General features: G+C 62.4%; 18 protein-coding genes. 13 read left to right on the top strand and 5 right to left on the bottom strand.

Annotated elements, in window-relative coordinates; all coding sequences use genetic code 11:
* Positions 1 to 12 precede the first annotated feature (12 nt).
* The 4 genes from ACQ5BM_RS04890 to ACQ5BM_RS04875 all read left to right on the top strand — a co-directional run bounded on the left by ACQ5BM_RS04890 (position 13) and on the right by ACQ5BM_RS04875 (position 2750).
* On the top strand, positions 13 to 882 hold the full coding sequence (locus tag ACQ5BM_RS04890; RefSeq protein WP_429808519.1) for a 23S rRNA (adenine(2030)-N(6))-methyltransferase RlmJ: 870 nt from the start codon (positions 13 to 15) through the stop codon (positions 880 to 882).
* A gap of 51 nt (positions 883 to 933) precedes the next feature.
* Entirely contained in the window at positions 934 to 1374 is a 441-nt protein-coding gene (locus tag ACQ5BM_RS04885; RefSeq protein ID WP_429808516.1) for a hypothetical protein, read from the top strand.
* Positions 1375 to 1376: 2 nt separating this feature from the next.
* The gene (locus tag ACQ5BM_RS04880; RefSeq protein WP_429808513.1) at positions 1377 to 2093 is read left to right on the top strand and encodes a ribonuclease T2 family protein; all 717 of its coding nucleotides are present in this window, start codon (positions 1377 to 1379) and stop codon (positions 2091 to 2093) included.
* A 66-nt stretch (positions 2094 to 2159) separates the two neighbouring features.
* A complete protein-coding gene (locus ACQ5BM_RS04875) occupies positions 2160 to 2750 on the top strand; it encodes a glutathione S-transferase (RefSeq protein WP_429808510.1) in 591 nt (196 codons plus the stop codon).
* A gap of 75 nt (positions 2751 to 2825) precedes the next feature.
* Here ACQ5BM_RS04875 and ACQ5BM_RS04870 read toward each other — a convergent pair whose 3' ends face one another.
* The gene (locus ACQ5BM_RS04870) at positions 2826 to 3464 is read right to left on the bottom strand and encodes an outer membrane protein (protein ID WP_429808507.1); all 639 of its coding nucleotides are present in this window, start codon (positions 3462 to 3464) and stop codon (positions 2826 to 2828) included.
* 367 nt (positions 3465 to 3831) lie between these two features.
* On the opposite strand from ACQ5BM_RS04870, the gene ACQ5BM_RS04865 reads away from it, so the two are divergent.
* The 5 genes from ACQ5BM_RS04865 to ACQ5BM_RS04845 all read left to right on the top strand — a co-directional run bounded on the left by ACQ5BM_RS04865 (position 3832) and on the right by ACQ5BM_RS04845 (position 8062).
* Complete coding sequence (locus ACQ5BM_RS04865; RefSeq protein WP_429808504.1) at positions 3832 to 4596, top strand: SDR family oxidoreductase; 765 nt, start codon at positions 3832 to 3834, stop codon at positions 4594 to 4596.
* Positions 4593 to 6617, top strand: coding sequence for an excinuclease ABC subunit UvrC (uvrC, locus tag ACQ5BM_RS04860; RefSeq protein ID WP_429808501.1), 2025 nt, complete (start codon positions 4593 to 4595; stop codon positions 6615 to 6617). Before ACQ5BM_RS04865 ends, uvrC begins: the two co-directional genes overlap by 4 nt.
* Positions 6618 to 6745: 128 nt before the next feature.
* A complete protein-coding gene (gene pgsA, locus ACQ5BM_RS04855; protein WP_429808499.1) occupies positions 6746 to 7333 on the top strand; it encodes a CDP-diacylglycerol--glycerol-3-phosphate 3-phosphatidyltransferase in 588 nt (195 codons plus the stop codon).
* Positions 7330 to 7590, top strand: a complete 261-nt coding sequence (gene moaD / locus ACQ5BM_RS04850; protein ID WP_429808497.1) for a molybdopterin converting factor subunit 1 — start codon at positions 7330 to 7332, stop codon at positions 7588 to 7590. The genes pgsA and moaD overlap by 4 nt, the downstream gene beginning before the upstream one ends.
* A gap of 4 nt (positions 7591 to 7594) precedes the next feature.
* Complete coding sequence (locus ACQ5BM_RS04845) at positions 7595 to 8062, top strand: molybdenum cofactor biosynthesis protein MoaE (RefSeq protein ID WP_429808494.1); 468 nt, start codon at positions 7595 to 7597, stop codon at positions 8060 to 8062.
* Between the two features lie 39 nt (positions 8063 to 8101).
* Here ACQ5BM_RS04845 and ACQ5BM_RS04840 read toward each other — a convergent pair whose 3' ends face one another.
* Positions 8102 to 8998 carry a branched-chain amino acid ABC transporter permease gene (locus ACQ5BM_RS04840; RefSeq protein WP_429808491.1) on the bottom strand — a complete coding sequence of 299 codons (897 nt, stop codon included), beginning with the start codon at positions 8996 to 8998 and terminating at the stop codon, positions 8102 to 8104.
* A 67-nt stretch (positions 8999 to 9065) separates the two neighbouring features.
* On the opposite strand from ACQ5BM_RS04840, the gene ACQ5BM_RS04835 reads away from it, so the two are divergent.
* Both ACQ5BM_RS04835 and ACQ5BM_RS04830 read left to right on the top strand, forming a co-directional pair.
* The gene (locus tag ACQ5BM_RS04835) at positions 9066 to 9626 is read left to right on the top strand and encodes a CGNR zinc finger domain-containing protein (RefSeq protein WP_429808488.1); all 561 of its coding nucleotides are present in this window, start codon (positions 9066 to 9068) and stop codon (positions 9624 to 9626) included.
* Between the two features lie 5 nt (positions 9627 to 9631).
* Complete coding sequence (locus ACQ5BM_RS04830) at positions 9632 to 10132, top strand: hypothetical protein (protein WP_429808936.1); 501 nt, start codon at positions 9632 to 9634, stop codon at positions 10130 to 10132.
* Positions 10133 to 10221: 89 nt separating this feature from the next.
* Here the strand turns inward: ACQ5BM_RS04830 and ndk are convergent, their stop codons facing one another.
* Positions 10222 to 10644, bottom strand: coding sequence for a nucleoside-diphosphate kinase (gene ndk / locus ACQ5BM_RS04825; protein WP_153441477.1), 423 nt, complete (start codon positions 10642 to 10644; stop codon positions 10222 to 10224).
* A gap of 102 nt (positions 10645 to 10746) precedes the next feature.
* The gene (locus ACQ5BM_RS04820) at positions 10747 to 11436 is read right to left on the bottom strand and encodes a glutathione S-transferase family protein (protein ID WP_429808485.1); all 690 of its coding nucleotides are present in this window, start codon (positions 11434 to 11436) and stop codon (positions 10747 to 10749) included.
* A gap of 135 nt (positions 11437 to 11571) precedes the next feature.
* Here ACQ5BM_RS04820 and ACQ5BM_RS04815 point away from each other — a divergent pair, with 135 nt between their 5' ends.
* A complete protein-coding gene (locus ACQ5BM_RS04815; protein WP_429808483.1) occupies positions 11572 to 12081 on the top strand; it encodes a DinB family protein in 510 nt (169 codons plus the stop codon).
* On the opposite strand, the gene ACQ5BM_RS04810 is transcribed toward ACQ5BM_RS04815, so the two are convergent.
* Positions 12067 to 14667: an AMP-binding protein gene (locus ACQ5BM_RS04810; protein ID WP_429808480.1), complete on the bottom strand. Its 2601-nt coding sequence runs from the start codon at positions 14665 to 14667 to the stop codon at positions 12067 to 12069. The genes ACQ5BM_RS04815 and ACQ5BM_RS04810 overlap by 15 nt on opposite strands.
* 279 nt (positions 14668 to 14946) lie before the next feature.
* On the opposite strand from ACQ5BM_RS04810, the gene ACQ5BM_RS04805 reads away from it, so the two are divergent.
* Positions 14947 to 16026 (top strand): GGDEF domain-containing protein, encoded by a 1080-nt coding sequence (locus tag ACQ5BM_RS04805; RefSeq protein WP_429808477.1) that lies wholly within the window; start codon positions 14947 to 14949, stop codon positions 16024 to 16026.
* Positions 16027 to 16037: the final 11 nt, after the last annotated feature.

The raw sequence follows: 16037 nt of genomic DNA, 5'->3' as shown, positions 1-16037 counted from the left end.
TCGGCGGCGCTCATGAACTATCGGCACATCTACCACGCGGGCAATTTCGCCGACGTCCTGAAACATGCGGTCCTGGCCCGGCTTGTCACCTATCTCCAGCAGAAGGAGAAGGCGTTCCGCGTGCTCGACACCCATGCCGGCATCGGGCTCTACGATCTCTCCAGCGAAGAGGCACAGAAAACCGGCGAATGGCGCGACGGCATCGGCCGGTTGCTCGATGGTGATCTGCCCGCAGAAATCGCCGCCATCCTCGCTCCTTATCTTTCGTCCATTCGTACGCTCAATCCCGGCGCCGAGCTGACGCTCTATCCCGGCTCGCCGAAGCTGGCGCGCATGCTCTTCCGCCCGCAGGACCGGCTCTCGGCAATGGAGCTGCATCCGCAGGACTACGAGACCCTGCACCGGCTCTTCGACGGTGATTTTCAGAGCCGCATCACCGAACTCGACGGCTGGCTGGCCCTCGGCGCGCATCTGCCTCCGAAAGAGAAGCGCGGGCTGATCCTCGTCGATCCGCCTTTCGAGAAGGAAGGCGAGTACGAACGCCTCGTCGATGGCCTCGCGCGCGCCCATAGGCGCTTTGCCGGCGGCATCTATTGCCTCTGGTATCCATTGAAGCAGGGCGCTCCGATCAAGGCTTTCCACGAAGCACTGAAGGCACTCGAGATTCCGAAGATGCTCTGCGCCGAACTGTCGGTCCGCAGCGACCGCGAAACCACCGGCCTTTCGGGCTCCGGCCTCATCATCGTCAACCCGCCCTTTACGCTGAAGGGCGAGCTCGACCTGCTGCTGCCGTTCCTGAAAGCACGGCTGGCGCAGGATCGCTTCGCCTCCGCACGCTGCTTCTGGCTTCGCAGCGAAGAACAGGCAACCCGAGGGGCTTGACGGACGGGCGCGACACACCGCAATCTCGTGTGACGATATAGGGAGACGCCCATGACTCGCACGCTCGCAGCAACGCTTCTCATCTCGCTTTCCCTCGCCGGCGCCACAGCGCCGGGCGCATCCGCCGCCGACTATATCGGCAGCAGCCAGGCACAGTCCTACAACGCAGGGGTTTGCAGTGAAACCTCGGTGCTCGGTTTCATCACCTCGCGCTTCGAATACCGCGATGCAAACTATCTGCACGCCAATCTGTCGATCGCCGAGATCCGCGACATGGGGCAGAACCGGCAAGAGCTTCGCGACGAGACGCATCTGGTGGAGCGTGAATATTGCTACGCCACGGCGGTCATGAACGACGGCCAGCAGCGCTCGCTCTACTATCTCATCGAACGTCCCTGGGGCTTCGCCGGCGTCGGCAGAAGCATCGAGTTCTGTGTCGGCGGGCTTGATCCCTGGTATGTCTACGGCGCGCATTGCGCCTCGCTCCGCTAACCATGAAAGCAATCCGGGATGCGCGCCGGCTTCTGCCGGCGCTTCTCGTTGCGGCCAGCCTGGTCGGTTGCAGCGATCAGAACGCCGAGAAGGCGCCGGCCGCGACCGGAACGCAGTCCACGAAAGCGATCACCGCGGTGCCGGTCGGCAGCGGCTTCGATTTCTATGTGCTTTCGCTCTCCTGGTCGCCGACCTGGTGTGGCGACAATGACCCCAACGGAAAATCCAGCCAATGCGAGACGGGCAGCAACCGCGGGCTGATTGTGCACGGCCTCTGGCCTCAGAACGAAAAGGGCTATCCGGATTTCTGCCCGACGCGACAGTCCGATCGTGTGCCCGCCTCTCTCGGCAAACAATATCTCGACCTGATCCCGTCGATGGGGCTGATCGGCCATCAATGGCGCAAGCACGGCACCTGTTCCGGCCTCAGCCAGGAAGACTATTTCGTTGTCACGCGCGCGGCCTGGAATAGACTTGCCCTGCCCTCGGAGCTCTCGCCTCCCCGGCAGCAAACGAATTTGTCCGTCAACGCAATCGAAAGCGCGCTCGTCGCCAAAAACCCCGGCATGACGAAAGATGCGGTCGCGGTTACGTGCGAAGGCAACAGGCTCGAAGAAATCCGGGTCTGCTTCGACAAGTCGCTGAATTTCCGATCCTGCCCGGCGGTCGATCGCCAGGCATGCCCGAAGGACAGCGTTTCACTGCCTCCGGCTCCATAGGTATTTGTTTTTACGCGACTCCCGGCGTAGCGCCGGGAATTGCCCGCACCAGAAGAAAGACGTTCGATGAAGATACTGTACTCGCCCGCCTCGCCCTATTCGAACAAGGTTCGCATGGCGGCGCATTATGTCGGGTTCCCGGCCGAAAGCGTTCTAACCGACACCAACGCCAACCCGCCGGAGCTCGTCGACAACAATCCGCTCGGCAAGATCCCGACGCTAATCCTCGATGACGGCCGGGCAATCTATGACAGCCGTGCGATCACGCATTTCATCGACCGGGAAACCAAGGGCAAGCTCTATCCGAAGAATGCCGGAAAGCGCACCGACGTCGAGCTTCTCGAGGCCCTATGCGACGGTGTCTGCGACAGCCTGCTGGCGATCGTCTACGAGAAACGTTCGCACCCGCCGGAAAAGGTGCACCAGCCCTGGATCGACCGGCAATGGGAAAAAGTCGAACGCAGCCTCGACCATCTGAATGCCAACCTGCCGAAGACCGGGGCCAAGCTCCATGCCGGCCATTTCGCCCTTGCGGCGATGCTGCGCTACATCGAATTGCGCTTTACCGGCGAATGGCAGAAGGGCCGCGCCAAGCTCAAGAACTGGCCGGCAAAGTTCGAAAAGCACTTCCCCGATTATGCCAAGTTCAAGGCTTGAGCGACGGGTTTGAAAAAGACAGGACATGAAAAAGGCCGGGTCTCCCCGGCCTTTTTATGATCTGGCAGAAGCCGATCAGAACTTCACGCCCATACCGACGCGAACGCTGTGCTCGTCGTAACCGGAGGAGACGTTGGTGCCGCCGACGTTGAAGTCCTTCGAACCGTAATCCGTGTAACGGTACTCGACACGTGCGGTGATGTTGTCGGTGACGAAGGTTTCCGCACCAGCGCCGGCCGTCCAGCCGACCATGGTGTTCTTGTCGGAAGCGCCACCGATGCTGGCCTTGGCCTGACCAACGGCGAGACCGGCGGTGCCGTAAAGCAGAACCGGGTTCAGATCAACACCGACGCGAGCGCGCAGCGAGCCGTTGACGCCCTGCTTCATGCGCAGGTCACCCTTGCTCGAATCCTGGCCGGAGTAGCCGATATCGGCTTCACCGCCGTATACGATCTGACCGCTCTGCATGTTGTAGCCGCCGTAGAGACCACCGCCGAAGCCGGCTGCCGTGTTGCTGCCGGTCGCGTCATGCTGGCCATGGTGCCAATCGGCGGTACCACCGACATAGGCGCCCGACCAGTTCTTGACTGCCGGCTCGGTGTATTCGGCCTGCGGAGCAGCCGGAACTTCGTCAATCGCATCAGCAGCCTGGGCGGCCTGGAAGGCGATGAGGGTCATAGCGGAAGCCATGAGGGTGGTGGTGAGCGTACGCATAAATATTCTCCTTTTCGTACCGATGCCCCCTGGGCTTGGGGTCCCACAGTGAAACATCGGACAACTTTCAATTAACCCGCCCGGTTGAGCTGAAATTGGCCAGCAAATGAGGATTCACAAGAGCCAAAATGTGAAATTTTGGTGGCGCAAACACGCCCAAAATTTGATGTTGCTTTGGCGCCACACGGAATTTGTTAACCATAATTCAAGATTAACGAAAGATATACTATAAGACTTCAAAATAATACAATTTACGCCAATTCCATTAATTTTTCCGCAAGGAACTGTCAGGGAGTGTTTCAGGCTCACGTTTCTTGCCTATATCTTCGTCCGCTGACGCGAAGATTCGAAAATGCGGGATGAAACGTTGAAGAAAGCACGGAAGGCGGCCCTCGTGACCGGGGGCGCCAAGCGGATCGGCAAAGCTATAGTTGAGGACCTCGCGGCCCATGGCTTTTCGGTCGCCATTCACGCCGACGCCTCATTTGCCGAAGCGGAAGCGCTGGTCGAGACCCTCTCGAAAGGCAAAACGAAGGCCGTCGCGCTTCGCGCCGACCTCACCGATACGGCCGAGACTTCGACGCTGATCGCACGCGCCGCAGAGGCACTTGGCCCGCTTGATCTGCTCGTCAACAATGCCTCGGTGTTCAAGAAGGACAGTCTCGACGCTTTCGACGAAGCAATCTGGGATCAGCACTTCGCCCTGCATGTGAAGGCCCCTTCCCTGCTGGCGCGCGACTTCGCAGCATTGCTTCCGGCGGACGCCCATGGGCTCATCGTCAATGTGATCGACCAGCGCGTCTGGGCTCCCAATCCGCGCTTTTATTCCTATATGTTGTCCAAGTCGGCGCTTTGGACGGCTACCCGGACGATGGCGCAGGCGCTCGCCCCGCGCATCCGCGTCAACGGTATCGGCCCCGGGCCGACGCTGCCGAACGAGCGGCAGGACCCGAAGGATTTTGAGGCACAGGTCGAAGCCCTGATTCTCAAACGCGGGCCGACGCTCGACGAATTCGGACGGACGATCCGCTTCCTGTTCGACACGCCGTCGATTACCGGACAGATGATCGCGCTCGACGGGGGCCAGCACCTCGCCTGGGAAACGCCCGATATCAGGGAGATAGTGGAATGAACGGACGCGTGCCGACAGACGGCGGCATCCTCTATGACGGCACCGAGGCGGAAGACGACGACGATCTGATCGAGGTCGCGGAAAGCGAAAGCGCCGCCACGCCTGTCGCGTGGAACGAGAATCGCGTCGAGACCGCGGGATTGAAGGGCGCGGAACTGATCCAGGCCTTCGTCAAGCTCCTGCCGAACGGGCCCGGTGTCTATCGCATGTTCAACGAGGCCGGCGACGTTCTCTATGTCGGCAAGGCGCGCAGCCTGAAGAAGCGCGTCAGCAACTACGCCCAGGGGCGTGGCCACTCCAACCGCATCGCCCGCATGGTCCGCGAAACGGCGAACATGGAGTTCGTGACGACGCGCACCGAGATCGAGGCGCTGCTTCTCGAAGCGAACCTGATCAAGCGCCTCAGGCCGCGCTTCAACGTGCTTTTGCGCGACGACAAGTCGTTTCCTTATATTCTGGTCACGGGCGACAGCCGCGCGCCGGCGCTCTACAAGCACCGCGGCGCGCGCAGCCGCAAGGGCGACTATTTCGGACCCTTCGCCTCCGCCGGCGCGGTCGGCCGCACGATCAATTCGCTGCAGCGGGCCTTCCTGCTCCGAACCTGTACAGACAGCGTCTTCGAGACCCGGACGCGGCCCTGCCTGCTCTACCAGATCAAGCGCTGCTCGGCGCCCTGCACCGGCGAAATCAGCGATCCGGATTATGCGGAGCTGGTGCGCGAGGCCAAGGACTTCCTGTCCGGCAAGAGCCAGGCGGTGAAGGCGACCATCGCCGCCGCCATGAGCGAGGCTTCGGAGAACCTCGACTTCGAACGGGCGGCCCTTTATCGCGACCGCCTGGCGGCGCTGAGCCACGTGCAGAGCCACCAGGGCATCAATCCCGCCGGCGTCGAGGAGGCGGACGTCTTTGCCATCCACCACGAGGGCGGCATATCCTGCATCCAGGTCTTCTTCTTCCGCACCGGCCAGAACTGGGGCAACCGCGCCTATTTCCCGAAGGCCGACCCGTCGCTCCCGGCGGCCGAGGTGCTTTCGCAGTTCCTGGCCCAGTTCTACGACGACAAACCCTGCCCCCGGCAGATCCTCCTCTGCGAGGCCGTGGAGGAGCAGGAACTTCTGGGCCAGGCGCTCAGCGAGAAGTCCGGATACAAGGTGGCGATCCAGGTGCCGCAACGCGGCGAGAAGAAGGATCTCGTCGACCACGCGCTTGCCAATGCACGCGAAGCCCATGGCCGCAAGCTGGCGGAAACCGCCTCGCAATCGCGCCTGCTCGAGGGCTTCTCGGAAACCTTCAAGCTCGAGCGCGTGCCGCGCCGCATCGAGATCTACGACAACTCCCACATCATGGGCACCAATGCCGTCGGCGGCATGGTGGTGGCCGGGCCGGAAGGCTTCGTCAAAGGGCAGTACCGCAAGTTCAACATCAAATCGACCGACATCACGCCGGGCGACGACTTCGGCATGATGCGCGAGGTGATGACGCGGCGGTTCTCGCGACTGCTGAAGGAGGAAGGCAAACCGGACAGGAGCGCCGAGGCTGTCGATGATGGCGCCTTCCCCGCCTGGCCGGATGTCATCCTCATCGACGGCGGCCAGGGCCAGATGACCGCCGTGCGCGCCATTCTCAAAGAACTCGACGTCGAGGACTGCGTGACGGCGATCGGCGTCGCCAAGGGTGTCGACCGCGACGCGGGACGCGAGCGCTTCTTCGCACTCGGCCGCGACAGTTTCACCCTGCCGCCGCGCGATCCGGTGCTCTATTTCATTCAACGGCTGCGCGACGAAGCACACCGTTTCGCCATCGGCTCGCACCGCGCCCGCCGCAAGAAAGAGATGGTCAAGAACCCGCTCGATGAGATCGCCGGCATCGGGCCCACGCGCAAGCGCGCGCTGCTGACGCATTTCGGCACTGCCAAGGCCGTCTCGCGCGCCGGCATCAGCGACCTCATGGCCGTCTCGGGCATTTCCGAAACGGTGGCCCGGCTAGTCTATGAACATTTCCACGACGATGCTGCTAAATGAAAACCGGGTGTCACAATTCACCCAGCGTTCACATGCAATAGGGCAAATATGACAGTTGCCGACGATGACCTGTTGACCTCCGGCCAGCAAAGTCATTCTGTACCTGACGAACCAGAGAACACGAATCCATGGCCAAGCCTGTCGCCTACAGCATCCCGAACCTGCTCACCTATTTCCGAATCCTGATCGTGCCGTTGATCGTCCTTTGCTTCTTCGTCGAGGGTCGGCTGCACAGTTCGGATTTCGCACGCTGGACGGCGGTCACGCTCTTTATCGTTGCATCGATCACCGATTTCTTCGACGGCTATCTCGCCCGCATCTGGAACCAGACGTCGAACATCGGCCGCATGCTCGACCCGATTGCGGACAAGCTCCTGGTCGCCTCGATCCTGCTGCTCGTCGCCGCCGATCAGACGATTGCCGGCTGGTCGATCTGGGCCGCGATCATCATTCTCTGCCGCGAAATCCTGGTGTCCGGCCTGCGCGAATATCTGGCTGCGCTGAAGGTCAGCGTTCCGGTGACGCGCATCGCCAAGTGGAAGACGACGATCCAGATGGTCGCCATCGCCTTCCTGCTGGCAGGTCCCGCCGGCGACAAGATTTTGCCCTATACGACGGAAGCGGGTATCGTGCTCCTGTGGATCGCCGCCGGGATTACGCTCTACACGGGCTACGACTATTTCCGCGCCGGCCTCAAGCACGTGGTCAACGAATGAGCACCGTCAATCTCGTCTATTTCTCCTGGGTGCGGGAGCGGATCGGCAAGGCCGAAGAGACGCTGGACGTTCCCGCCGGCGTCGTCACCATTGCCGACCTGCTCACGCATCTGAAGACGCTCGGCGAGGAGTACGAGGCGGCGCTCGAACATGAAAACGTCATCCGCGCGGCCATCAACCAGGAACATGTCGACCATCGCGAGCCGATCGCCGGCGCCCGGGAGATCGCCCTGTTTCCGCCGATGACGGGTGGTTGAGGCAATGAGCGCGCCGGTGACCGTGCGCGTTCAGCGCGAGGACTTCGACCTCAATGGCGAGGTCGCGAAACTTTCGGCGGGACGGGCCGATATCGGTGCCGTCGTCACCTTTTCCGGGCTTTGCCGCGATGAAGCGGGCACGCTTGCCGCCCTCGAGCTCGAACATTATCCGGGCATGGCCGAGGCGGAAATCGAACGCATCTGCCGCGAGGCGGCCGAGCGTTTCTCGCTGCAGGCCGCGACCGCCATCCACCGCTACGGCAAGATCAGGCCCGGCGAAAACATCGTGCTGGTGGTCACCGCCTCGCGGCACCGGCAGGCTGCCTTCGACGGCGCCAACTTCATCATGGATTTCCTGAAGACTTCTGCGCCCTTCTGGAAGAAGGAGCACCTTGGCGACGGGACCAGCGGCGGCTGGGTCAGCGCCAAGGATGCCGACGACACGGCGCGGGAGCGCTGGTCGACGAAATAACGCTGCGCTGGCACGGAACACCCGTGGCCCATCCACCAGTCAGGGAATGATCTTCTCCTTGCGCGTCACCGCGAGCACGAGCACGAGAAAACCGAAGATCGCAAAGTCGCGCCACAGGATCGGACCATAGGCGCTCCACAGCGTTTCCAGCAGGCCGACCCCGGCGGCACCGAGTGCGGCGTAGAGCGGCGAGGCCTGGCCACCGATCGCGGCGATGAACAGCACCTTGACGCCGAAAGTGAGTCCCGTGCCGAAATCCATGTTGCCGTAGTAGGACGCAGCGAGAATGCCGCAGAAGGCAGCGATCAGCGACGCCGCGCCATAGGCGACGATATAAACAGTCGCGGCATCGACGCCACAGAGCGCCGCAGCGCCCCGATCCTCCGATACTGCGCGCCAGAACCGCCCAGCCCGTGAATGCGTGAGATACCAGTGTCCGGCTGCCACGACCGCGGCCATGAGCACGATGTTGCCGAGCTGGATGACCGTCAGCGTCACTGGAAAGCGCGGATCGTCCCAGAAGACGATGTTGCCGTTCAGGAACGGCGGCAGCCAAAGGCTGCGCGTCTCGGAGGCGAGCCGCGCCGTTTCCATCAGGACCAGCAGGGAGCCGAGCGAGGCCACGACGACGGTGTTGGCTGACGAAAAGGCGAGCGGCCGCATGACATATCGCCCGGCAACGAGCCCGGCGCCAAGGCCGAAACTCAAGGCCGCCGCCGCGCCGAGGCCGAGGGCGGCCGGCAGCACCAGCCACAGCCGGTTCCAGCCGAAATCCGCAAACAGCACGAACATCTGGCCCGAGAAGGCAAAGAGCGCGCCATAGGTGAGATCCGCCCGGCGCGTCACGGCGAAGGCGATGGCATAGCCAAAGGCCAGCGCCGCATAAAGCGCGGCGACAGGGACGGCATTGGCGAGCTGCTGCAGAAAATAGAGCATGGCGCATCCGGAGCGTGACAAGATCAATATAACTGGTAAAATCAATTTTGCCAGTTAGGATTTTCGCATGACCTTCACCTGGACAGCCCATCGTTTTGCCGGCGGCGCCTTGGCGCTGGACGTGGCCAATTCCATCGTCCTGCGCTTCGATCCCGAGCGCCGGATCGACCGTTTCGCCGACGTTGCAGCGATCGATTCCTTTGCGGAAGCTGCCAACCGTTTCGGAGCGGAGAACACCCGCTTCGGTCCGCTGGTGCCGGTCGCGGCCGAACACCGCGTCGGGCTGCTGCGGCTGCGCGAGGCAACCGATCGACACTTTCGCGCGGAGATATCGAACAGTGGCCGGCCGGAGTTCCTGGCCGACTTGCTGGAGGCAATCGCGGTGGTTCTGCGCGGTTCCGTTCCGCATGGCGGCGCGCTTCCGCTCGACACCGCAACCGCGCATTCGGCGCTCAGCCTTGCCGCCAACCCCGAGCCCGACCGGCTGAAGATCTGCCCGAATTGCGGCTGGCTGTTTCTCGACCGCAGCCGCAACCGCAGCCGGACCTGGTGCGACATGGCGGTCTGCGGCAATCGCAACAAGGCCAAGCGCCACTACCATCGCAACAGGGAAGAAGCAGGCCTATGACAAGGATGACCGGGATCTTGGCGGCACTTGCCGTCACACTCGCCACCACCGGCTGTCAGCGCGAGACCGGACCGGATCCGCTGAAGCTGACGGGCAAGATGTTCGTCTTCAACTATCGCCTCGCCTATGCGACCTACATGGTGACGCTCTCGAAGACCGAGCCGGTCCCGGATGGCAGCATCGTGGTCGCGCGCTTCGAAAACCCGGCTGGCGGCGACGCGCTGACGTTGGAACGCAAGCTCTTCCCGAAGCTGGAGAAGGTGGTGCTGGAAAGTCCCGACGTGACCTGCGTGAAGAAGGACCGTCCCTATGCGGTGACGATCGAGGTCAAAGGGCCGGAGGGACAGTCGCTGCAGAAACTCGAAACCACCGTGACCTCCGACGTCGATCAGGACATCATGCCGGCCAAGGCCCTGGTAGAGGGCCCGGCCTATGACAAGAACCCGGAGGTCTTCCGCGGCGGCAAGGCGCCGGAGCATTTCGAGACCGCGAAATGCCCGGTGTAAGCGACCGGCAACAAAAAGCCGGAGCGTTTCCGCTCCGGCTCAAATCCGAGTCAATTCAAGCCGTTGCGGCTCAAACTGGAGATTTTGAATCAGCCAACGATCTCGGTGCCCGAGAACCAGTAGGCGATTTCTTCGGCAGCGGTTTCCGGGGCATCCGAGCCGTGAACCGAGTTTTCGCCGATCGACAGGGCGTGAACCTTGCGGATGGTGCCTTCAGCAGCGTTTGCCGGGTTGGTGGCGCCCATGACTTCGCGGTTCTTGGCGATTGCGTTTTCGCCTTCCAGAACCTGAACGATCGTCGGGCCGGAGGACATGAACTCGACCAGTTCGCCGAAGAACGGACGTTCCTTGTGAACGGCGTAGAAGCCTTCGGCTTCGCGACGGCTCATCCAGACGCGCTTGGAGGCGACGACGCGCAGGCCGGCATCTTCGAGCATCTTGGTGATGGCGCCGGTCAGGTTGCGCTTGGTCGCGTCCGGCTTGATCATCGAGAAGGTACGTTCAATAGCCATTGGCTCAAATCCCTTGTTTCTTGAGAAGTGGCGGTTCATTAGCCGCCAATCCCGCGCAAAACAAGGGGGCCCGCCGATGATTCGGCTCGAGCCGAGCGGGTTTCATGCAGCCGTTACAGTCCGTCCGAGGCCGCCATGCAGGTCGAGGCAACGTTCGAACCAGTCGGTGACGGGATCGCCTGGCTGAAGCAGGCTTTGCGGCGAGACGATGCGCGCCCACTGAAACGCCCCGAAGACGATATAGTCGGCGAAAAGCGGTTCCGCGCCACCCAGGAAATCCTGAAACTTCAGCATGTGGCGAAGCGGCTCGAGCTTTTCGGCGAATGTTGCAAGGGCAGCCGGGCCGCCTTCGGCGACCGCTTCCAGCGACATGCCGAAGCGCTTTTCGCGGCTTTGCCGGAAATAGGCCTGATCGACCGGATCAAGGCTATCGTGAATGTCCTGGATAATGATGCGGGCGATGGCGGGATGCAGCGTCGTCTGCGACCAGCCCTCCACGAAACGGGCGGTGGCCTTCGCACCCTTACCGGCGAAGAGCAGCGGGCGGTCCGGATAAGTCTCTTCGAGATAGAGGGCGATGTCGAAGCTGTCCTTCACCAGCCGTTCGCCGTCACGCAACAGCGGCACCAGCGTCGTGGCCCCGTCCTCGACGCCTGGGATTTCGGTGAAGCCGATCGGCACGACGTCAAAATCGAGCCCCTTATGCGCGAGCGACATCTTCGTCTTCCACACATGCGGCGAGAAGGGACGCGTCCTGTCGGACCCACAAAGCGAATAGAGTTTTCTCGACATACAGACTCCCGGTCGGTTGGCGTCCCGTTGAACGACAAATCGGCGGCGTCATCAAATCAGTAAATTTCATGAGTGATATCAGCCACAGAAATGCAGTTTCGAGTTAGCGTCGCCGCCCCTTGAAGGAGATACCCAATGCTCGAGCACTTTCGCATGTTCGCCGGCTATAACCGCTGGGCGAACCGCCTGATCTATGCCGCTGCGGCAGAATTGACCGATGCCGAATTGCGGGAAAACCGCGGCGCCTTCTTCGGCTCGCTGCTGGCGACCCTCAATCATATCCTCGTTGCCGATCGGGTGTGGATGAAACGCTTTACGCACGAGGGTGATGCCCCCACTGCGCTCGATACGATCCTGCACGGCGATCTGCCGGCGCTCACCACCGCTCGCAACGCCGAGGACGAACGCATCATTGCCTGGATCGACAGCTTGAGCGAGGAACGCCTCCGCGCCGATCTCACCTACACGCCACTCACCAACCCGACGGTTATCACGCAGAAGCTGGCGCCGACGCTCGGGCACTTCTTCAACCATCAGACTCATCACCGTGGACAGGCGCATGCGACGCTGACCGCACTCGGCCAGCCGTCCGTGACGCTGGACCTGGCCTACTTCCTCAGGACTGACGGGTCACAATGGGCGTAGCGGAAAGCGCAGCGTCCCGAATCCGAGCGATCGTAGCGGCCGGAGTTCGCGCTCCCGCCACTCCGCAAGCTTCTTTAGAAGCTGACGCTGGCCGAGCCACCCGGCCAGGCCGAGCGCGATGCCGCCAACGATCGACAGGATCGAAAACGCAACCGGTGGCAGCGCCGGTTGCAGCGGCAGCATCAGCAGTTCGGGAACGAAGCGGTGCAGGATGTAGATGTGGAAGCCTGCCGCCGACAGAGGCAGGACGAGCTGCGCCGACCAGCGCGGCAGGCTGATGCGCGGCAGATAAAGCAGCGCTGCCAGGACGGCGATTTGCAGGAGGTATTTGATCTTCGTCCCGATCCAGATCCCCTCGTATAGACCGAAGAACAGGAACGCCGCGGCGCCGGACAACATCAGCAGCAGGCGTTGTTTGCCGGTTTCGGCGACCGCCGCGCACCAGCCGATGACCGCGAGATAGAAAATCCATGGCAGAGTGAAGATCTGGCGATTGCCGATCGGCCACAGCAACGGCAGGGCCAACCTGGCGACGAGAGCGGCAAACAGCAGGGCCATGCCGGCGGCGAAGGGCCTCGCCGAAACAAAGCGCCGGAACTGCGGGATCGCGAAGAGCCCGACGAAGACGAGCATCATCTGGCAATAGGCTTCGATGAACCAGTAGAGATACGGCACCATGCCGTGTGCCTCCGGCAGGGCCACACCGAAATTGCCGACGAGGAAGACCGACGCCCAGGGCACCTCGCCCCAGGCGACCGCATAGGCAGCGACGATCAGATAGTAAGGCACCAGCACCTGGGCGAGCGGACGCAGGATGGCCGGGCCATCTCCGGCCAGAAGCGGCCCCATCTGGAAGCGGGCGAGGCTGAAGCCTGCGAGAACGACCATGGCTGCGGAGCCGCCGGGGATGGGCCAAAGCAATTCGTGGTGCAGGACGACCAGCAGAATCGCCAATGCCCGGATCAGCAGGTCCATCCCGATCCTTCGCGTGGCGGTCTCACGGCGCTCCTGCGCCGACAACTCGGCGATCGACAAGATCTCCCAGGCATCGGGAACTTGCCCCAGCGCCTTTTCCAGACCGATCGAGAGCTGAACGAAACGCAGGGAATCGCCGCCCAGCGACACAAAACTGTCGGAGCGCTTCACCCTCTTCGGATAGAAGACCTGCGCAAAAAGCTCTTCGATGCCGCCGCTGTCGTCGTCGACAGTCGCCGCCGCCTGGCGGGCAGCCATGTTGAGCGCGTTAAAGTCGACCTTGCCGCTGGAAAGCCGCGGCATTTCGGCAAGGGGCGTGGCCTTGAGATGCGCGAGCGTCAGCCCGCTCGCTTGCGCGAGGAACCGTCTGATCTCCTCGGCATCACGACCGCCGGCATAGAAAGCATGAAGGCCGGCATCGTCGCCGACTACGGCTGCTACGATGCCGCGCCTTTCGAGCGCCGCTTCCAGCCCATCGTGAGCGATCCTGAGGCCGGCAATCTTGGAAATCCGCTTCATGCGGCCGACGATCTGGAACAGGCCATCGGCATGGCGCATCGCGAGGTCACCGGTGCGCAGTTCGGTAAGCTCCGCGCCGCGACAAAGATCTTTGCGCGACGTGGCATACCCCATCATCACATTCGGGCCGCGATAGACGAGTTCGCCCGTCACGCCGTGACTTTCGATCGACTCTCCGTTCTCGTTTTCGATCGAGAGGTGACCGCCGGGGATGGCTATGCCGATCCTCTCCTCATTGCCGGCAAGTGCCGCCGGCGGCACGAAGGCTATGCGCGCGGTGGCTTCCGTCTGGCCGTACATCGCAAAGAACGATGCGCCTTGGGCGCGAAGGTGGTCGTGATAGAGACGTATGATCTCCGGGCTCAACCGACCGCCGGCGACGGTCATGAAGCGCAAATGCGGGAACCGCCGTTCGCGGAAGCCCACCTTCTCCAGCAATTCGTAGGAATAGGGCACGCCCGCAAGGTTTGTGCTGTCGCTTGCGGCGAGACCATCGAGGAAGCCGGCATCGAGGATCGACCCACCGGGAATATAGAGGCTTGCTCCAACCGCCAGGTGAGAGTTCAGCACCGACAGACCATAGGAATAGTGAAGCGGCAGGATGAGGCAACCGCGATCATCCGCCGTCAGGCTGAGATATTCTGCGATGGAAGCGGCATTTGCCGCGATGTTTTCCCGGGACAAGCGGACGGCCTTGCCGCAACCGGTGCTGCCGGAGGTGGAGAGCATCACCGCCAGCTCGGGATGCGGCGCCCTGCCGTCTTGCCGCACATACTCCGCGCGCCAGCGGCCATCGATCCGGCGAAAGCCGTAGTCGGGCTCGAAGGCATCGACCCAGGATCCGACAGCGCCGGACTTCGGAGCCTGCATGGCCACAGCATGTCCCGCAGTCAGTGCCGCCAGGTAAGCGATGATCGCATGTTCGGAAAGTTCGGCCTCGATCGCCACCAGTCCGCGTGAACCGCTGAAGGCGAGCGCCTGGCGGGCAACCCGTTCGCCGAGTTCCCGATAGGTGACGATCCGTTGCCCGGAAAAGACCAGCGCCGCGCGGTCACCCCATTTCGCCAGATCCGCAATGAACGAGAGGGACATCCTTGACCGTCGCTGTTGTCCGCGGGCTCCGATGCCCGATTTAGCAGCGCCGAATATAATTGGTGACTAAAGGCGTCAAGTATAAAGTTTACCGAGCTGACGGCTGTCAGCTGGCATGCGATTCCCGGTTGCGCCGCGTCGCGAGCAGATGGAATTCAGCAACCATACCGGGCGGGAACGAGCAGTGACCCGAAATCTTCAGACTCCCTTAAATGCAGCCCTTCCATAGTGTTCCTCGATCCGGACATCAGCATCCGACAGACATCGAGGACCGACAGAATGACCAGGCAAGTTCCGGCGGACGCCAGCCGATCGCAGGCGAGGCAGGCAGCGATCATTCTGAAGGTGGCCCACGCAATGTCCGCGCATGGCATTGCTGCCCTGCCCCGCAATTACGAGCTTTTCTACGAAGCACTGTCCGGGCGTTTGCCGCAGCTTTCCCGGGAGCTTGGCGCGCTCGGGCACAACCCACAACAGGACTCGCTGGACGCGCTGGGCCTCAAGCATCGCCTCGTCTCCCACGCTTCTCTCGCCGCGGACCGGGCGAGAGCCGAAGCCCAGGAAGCCCTCGCCGACATGGCCAGCAAGCTCAAGCTTGCGCTGGCGCAGAAACAAGCGTTCAAGAACGAACTCGATCATTTCGCCGGTCGTCTTGCAGAAGATCCCGTCGCCCGCCTTACGGAGTTCGCCGACGCTGCCATACGGCTGCGAGAAGCGGCGGGTCGATTGATGAACGAAGAGAGCGCTCTGCGGCACCTCCTGGAAAACGGCGCACAACGCTTCGTCGAACTTGACGGCGATCTGGCCGAAAGCCGTCGGTCACTCACCCGTGACCCTGCCACCGGCCTGCCGAATCGGCTGGCACTTTCAGCGAAGCTCGACTCCATTCTCGAAACGGAGCGGATCGACCAACCGGTCGCCCTGCTTCTCGTCTCCGTGGAGGGGCTTCGCGAGATGGCTGACCACCATGGCGGCACGGTTGCGGCCAAAGCGCTTGGCAAACTGTCGGCGCTGTTTCGCAAGTTGATCAAGAAAAACGACTTCGTTGCCCGCGTGGGCCAGCAGGACTTCGCCTTTGTCTGCCGGGACGTCAGCGCCGAAAACGCCGAGGCCATTGCGCGGCGCCTCCTGCAATCCGTAGAGGCAATGAAGGTCACCCTTCCCGGGCGCGTGCACACCACCGAGACGCTCTCGCTTGCGGCGGGCATCACCATCGCGCAGCCGGCATCAACCACCGCCGATCTCCTGATCCAGGCGGAGATCGCACTCGCCGGAGCGCGCGATGGCGCCGGCATCCTCGGCTATTCGGCGACACTCGGCCGCGACCGCGGCAAGATCTACGGTCAGAACGCCGCTTAGGTGCTCACACG

The organism is Ensifer sp. B1-9 (assembly GCF_050474445.1).
GTDB lineage: Bacteria > Pseudomonadota > Alphaproteobacteria > Rhizobiales > Rhizobiaceae > Ensifer.
This window is presented reverse-complemented; position numbering and strand designations above follow the sequence as displayed.

Coding starts and splice junctions, on each gene's coding strand:
- ACQ5BM_RS04890 (WP_429808519.1), top strand. CDS start 13: ATGAACTATCGGCACATCTACCACGCGGGCAATTTCGCCGACGTCCTG.
- ACQ5BM_RS04885 (WP_429808516.1), top strand. CDS start 934: ATGACTCGCACGCTCGCAGCAACGCTTCTCATCTCGCTTTCCCTCGCC.
- ACQ5BM_RS04880 (WP_429808513.1), top strand. CDS start 1,377: ATGAAAGCAATCCGGGATGCGCGCCGGCTTCTGCCGGCGCTTCTCGTT.
- ACQ5BM_RS04875 (WP_429808510.1), top strand. CDS start 2,160: ATGAAGATACTGTACTCGCCCGCCTCGCCCTATTCGAACAAGGTTCGC.
- ACQ5BM_RS04870 (WP_429808507.1), bottom strand. CDS start 3,464: ATGCGTACGCTCACCACCACCCTCATGGCTTCCGCTATGACCCTCATC.
- uvrC (WP_429808501.1), top strand. CDS start 4,593: ATGAACGGACGCGTGCCGACAGACGGCGGCATCCTCTATGACGGCACC.
- pgsA (WP_429808499.1), top strand. CDS start 6,746: ATGGCCAAGCCTGTCGCCTACAGCATCCCGAACCTGCTCACCTATTTC.
- moaD (WP_429808497.1), top strand. CDS start 7,330: ATGAGCACCGTCAATCTCGTCTATTTCTCCTGGGTGCGGGAGCGGATC.
- ACQ5BM_RS04845 (WP_429808494.1), top strand. CDS start 7,595: ATGAGCGCGCCGGTGACCGTGCGCGTTCAGCGCGAGGACTTCGACCTC.
- ACQ5BM_RS04840 (WP_429808491.1), bottom strand. CDS start 8,998: ATGCTCTATTTTCTGCAGCAGCTCGCCAATGCCGTCCCTGTCGCCGCG.
- ACQ5BM_RS04835 (WP_429808488.1), top strand. CDS start 9,066: ATGACCTTCACCTGGACAGCCCATCGTTTTGCCGGCGGCGCCTTGGCG.
- ACQ5BM_RS04830 (WP_429808936.1), top strand. CDS start 9,632: ATGACCGGGATCTTGGCGGCACTTGCCGTCACACTCGCCACCACCGGC.
- ndk (WP_153441477.1), bottom strand. CDS start 10,644: ATGGCTATTGAACGTACCTTCTCGATGATCAAGCCGGACGCGACCAAG.
- ACQ5BM_RS04820 (WP_429808485.1), bottom strand. CDS start 11,436: ATGTCGAGAAAACTCTATTCGCTTTGTGGGTCCGACAGGACGCGTCCC.
- ACQ5BM_RS04815 (WP_429808483.1), top strand. CDS start 11,572: ATGCTCGAGCACTTTCGCATGTTCGCCGGCTATAACCGCTGGGCGAAC.
- ACQ5BM_RS04810 (WP_429808480.1), bottom strand. CDS start 14,667: ATGTCCCTCTCGTTCATTGCGGATCTGGCGAAATGGGGTGACCGCGCG.
- ACQ5BM_RS04805 (WP_429808477.1), top strand. CDS start 14,947: ATGACCAGGCAAGTTCCGGCGGACGCCAGCCGATCGCAGGCGAGGCAG.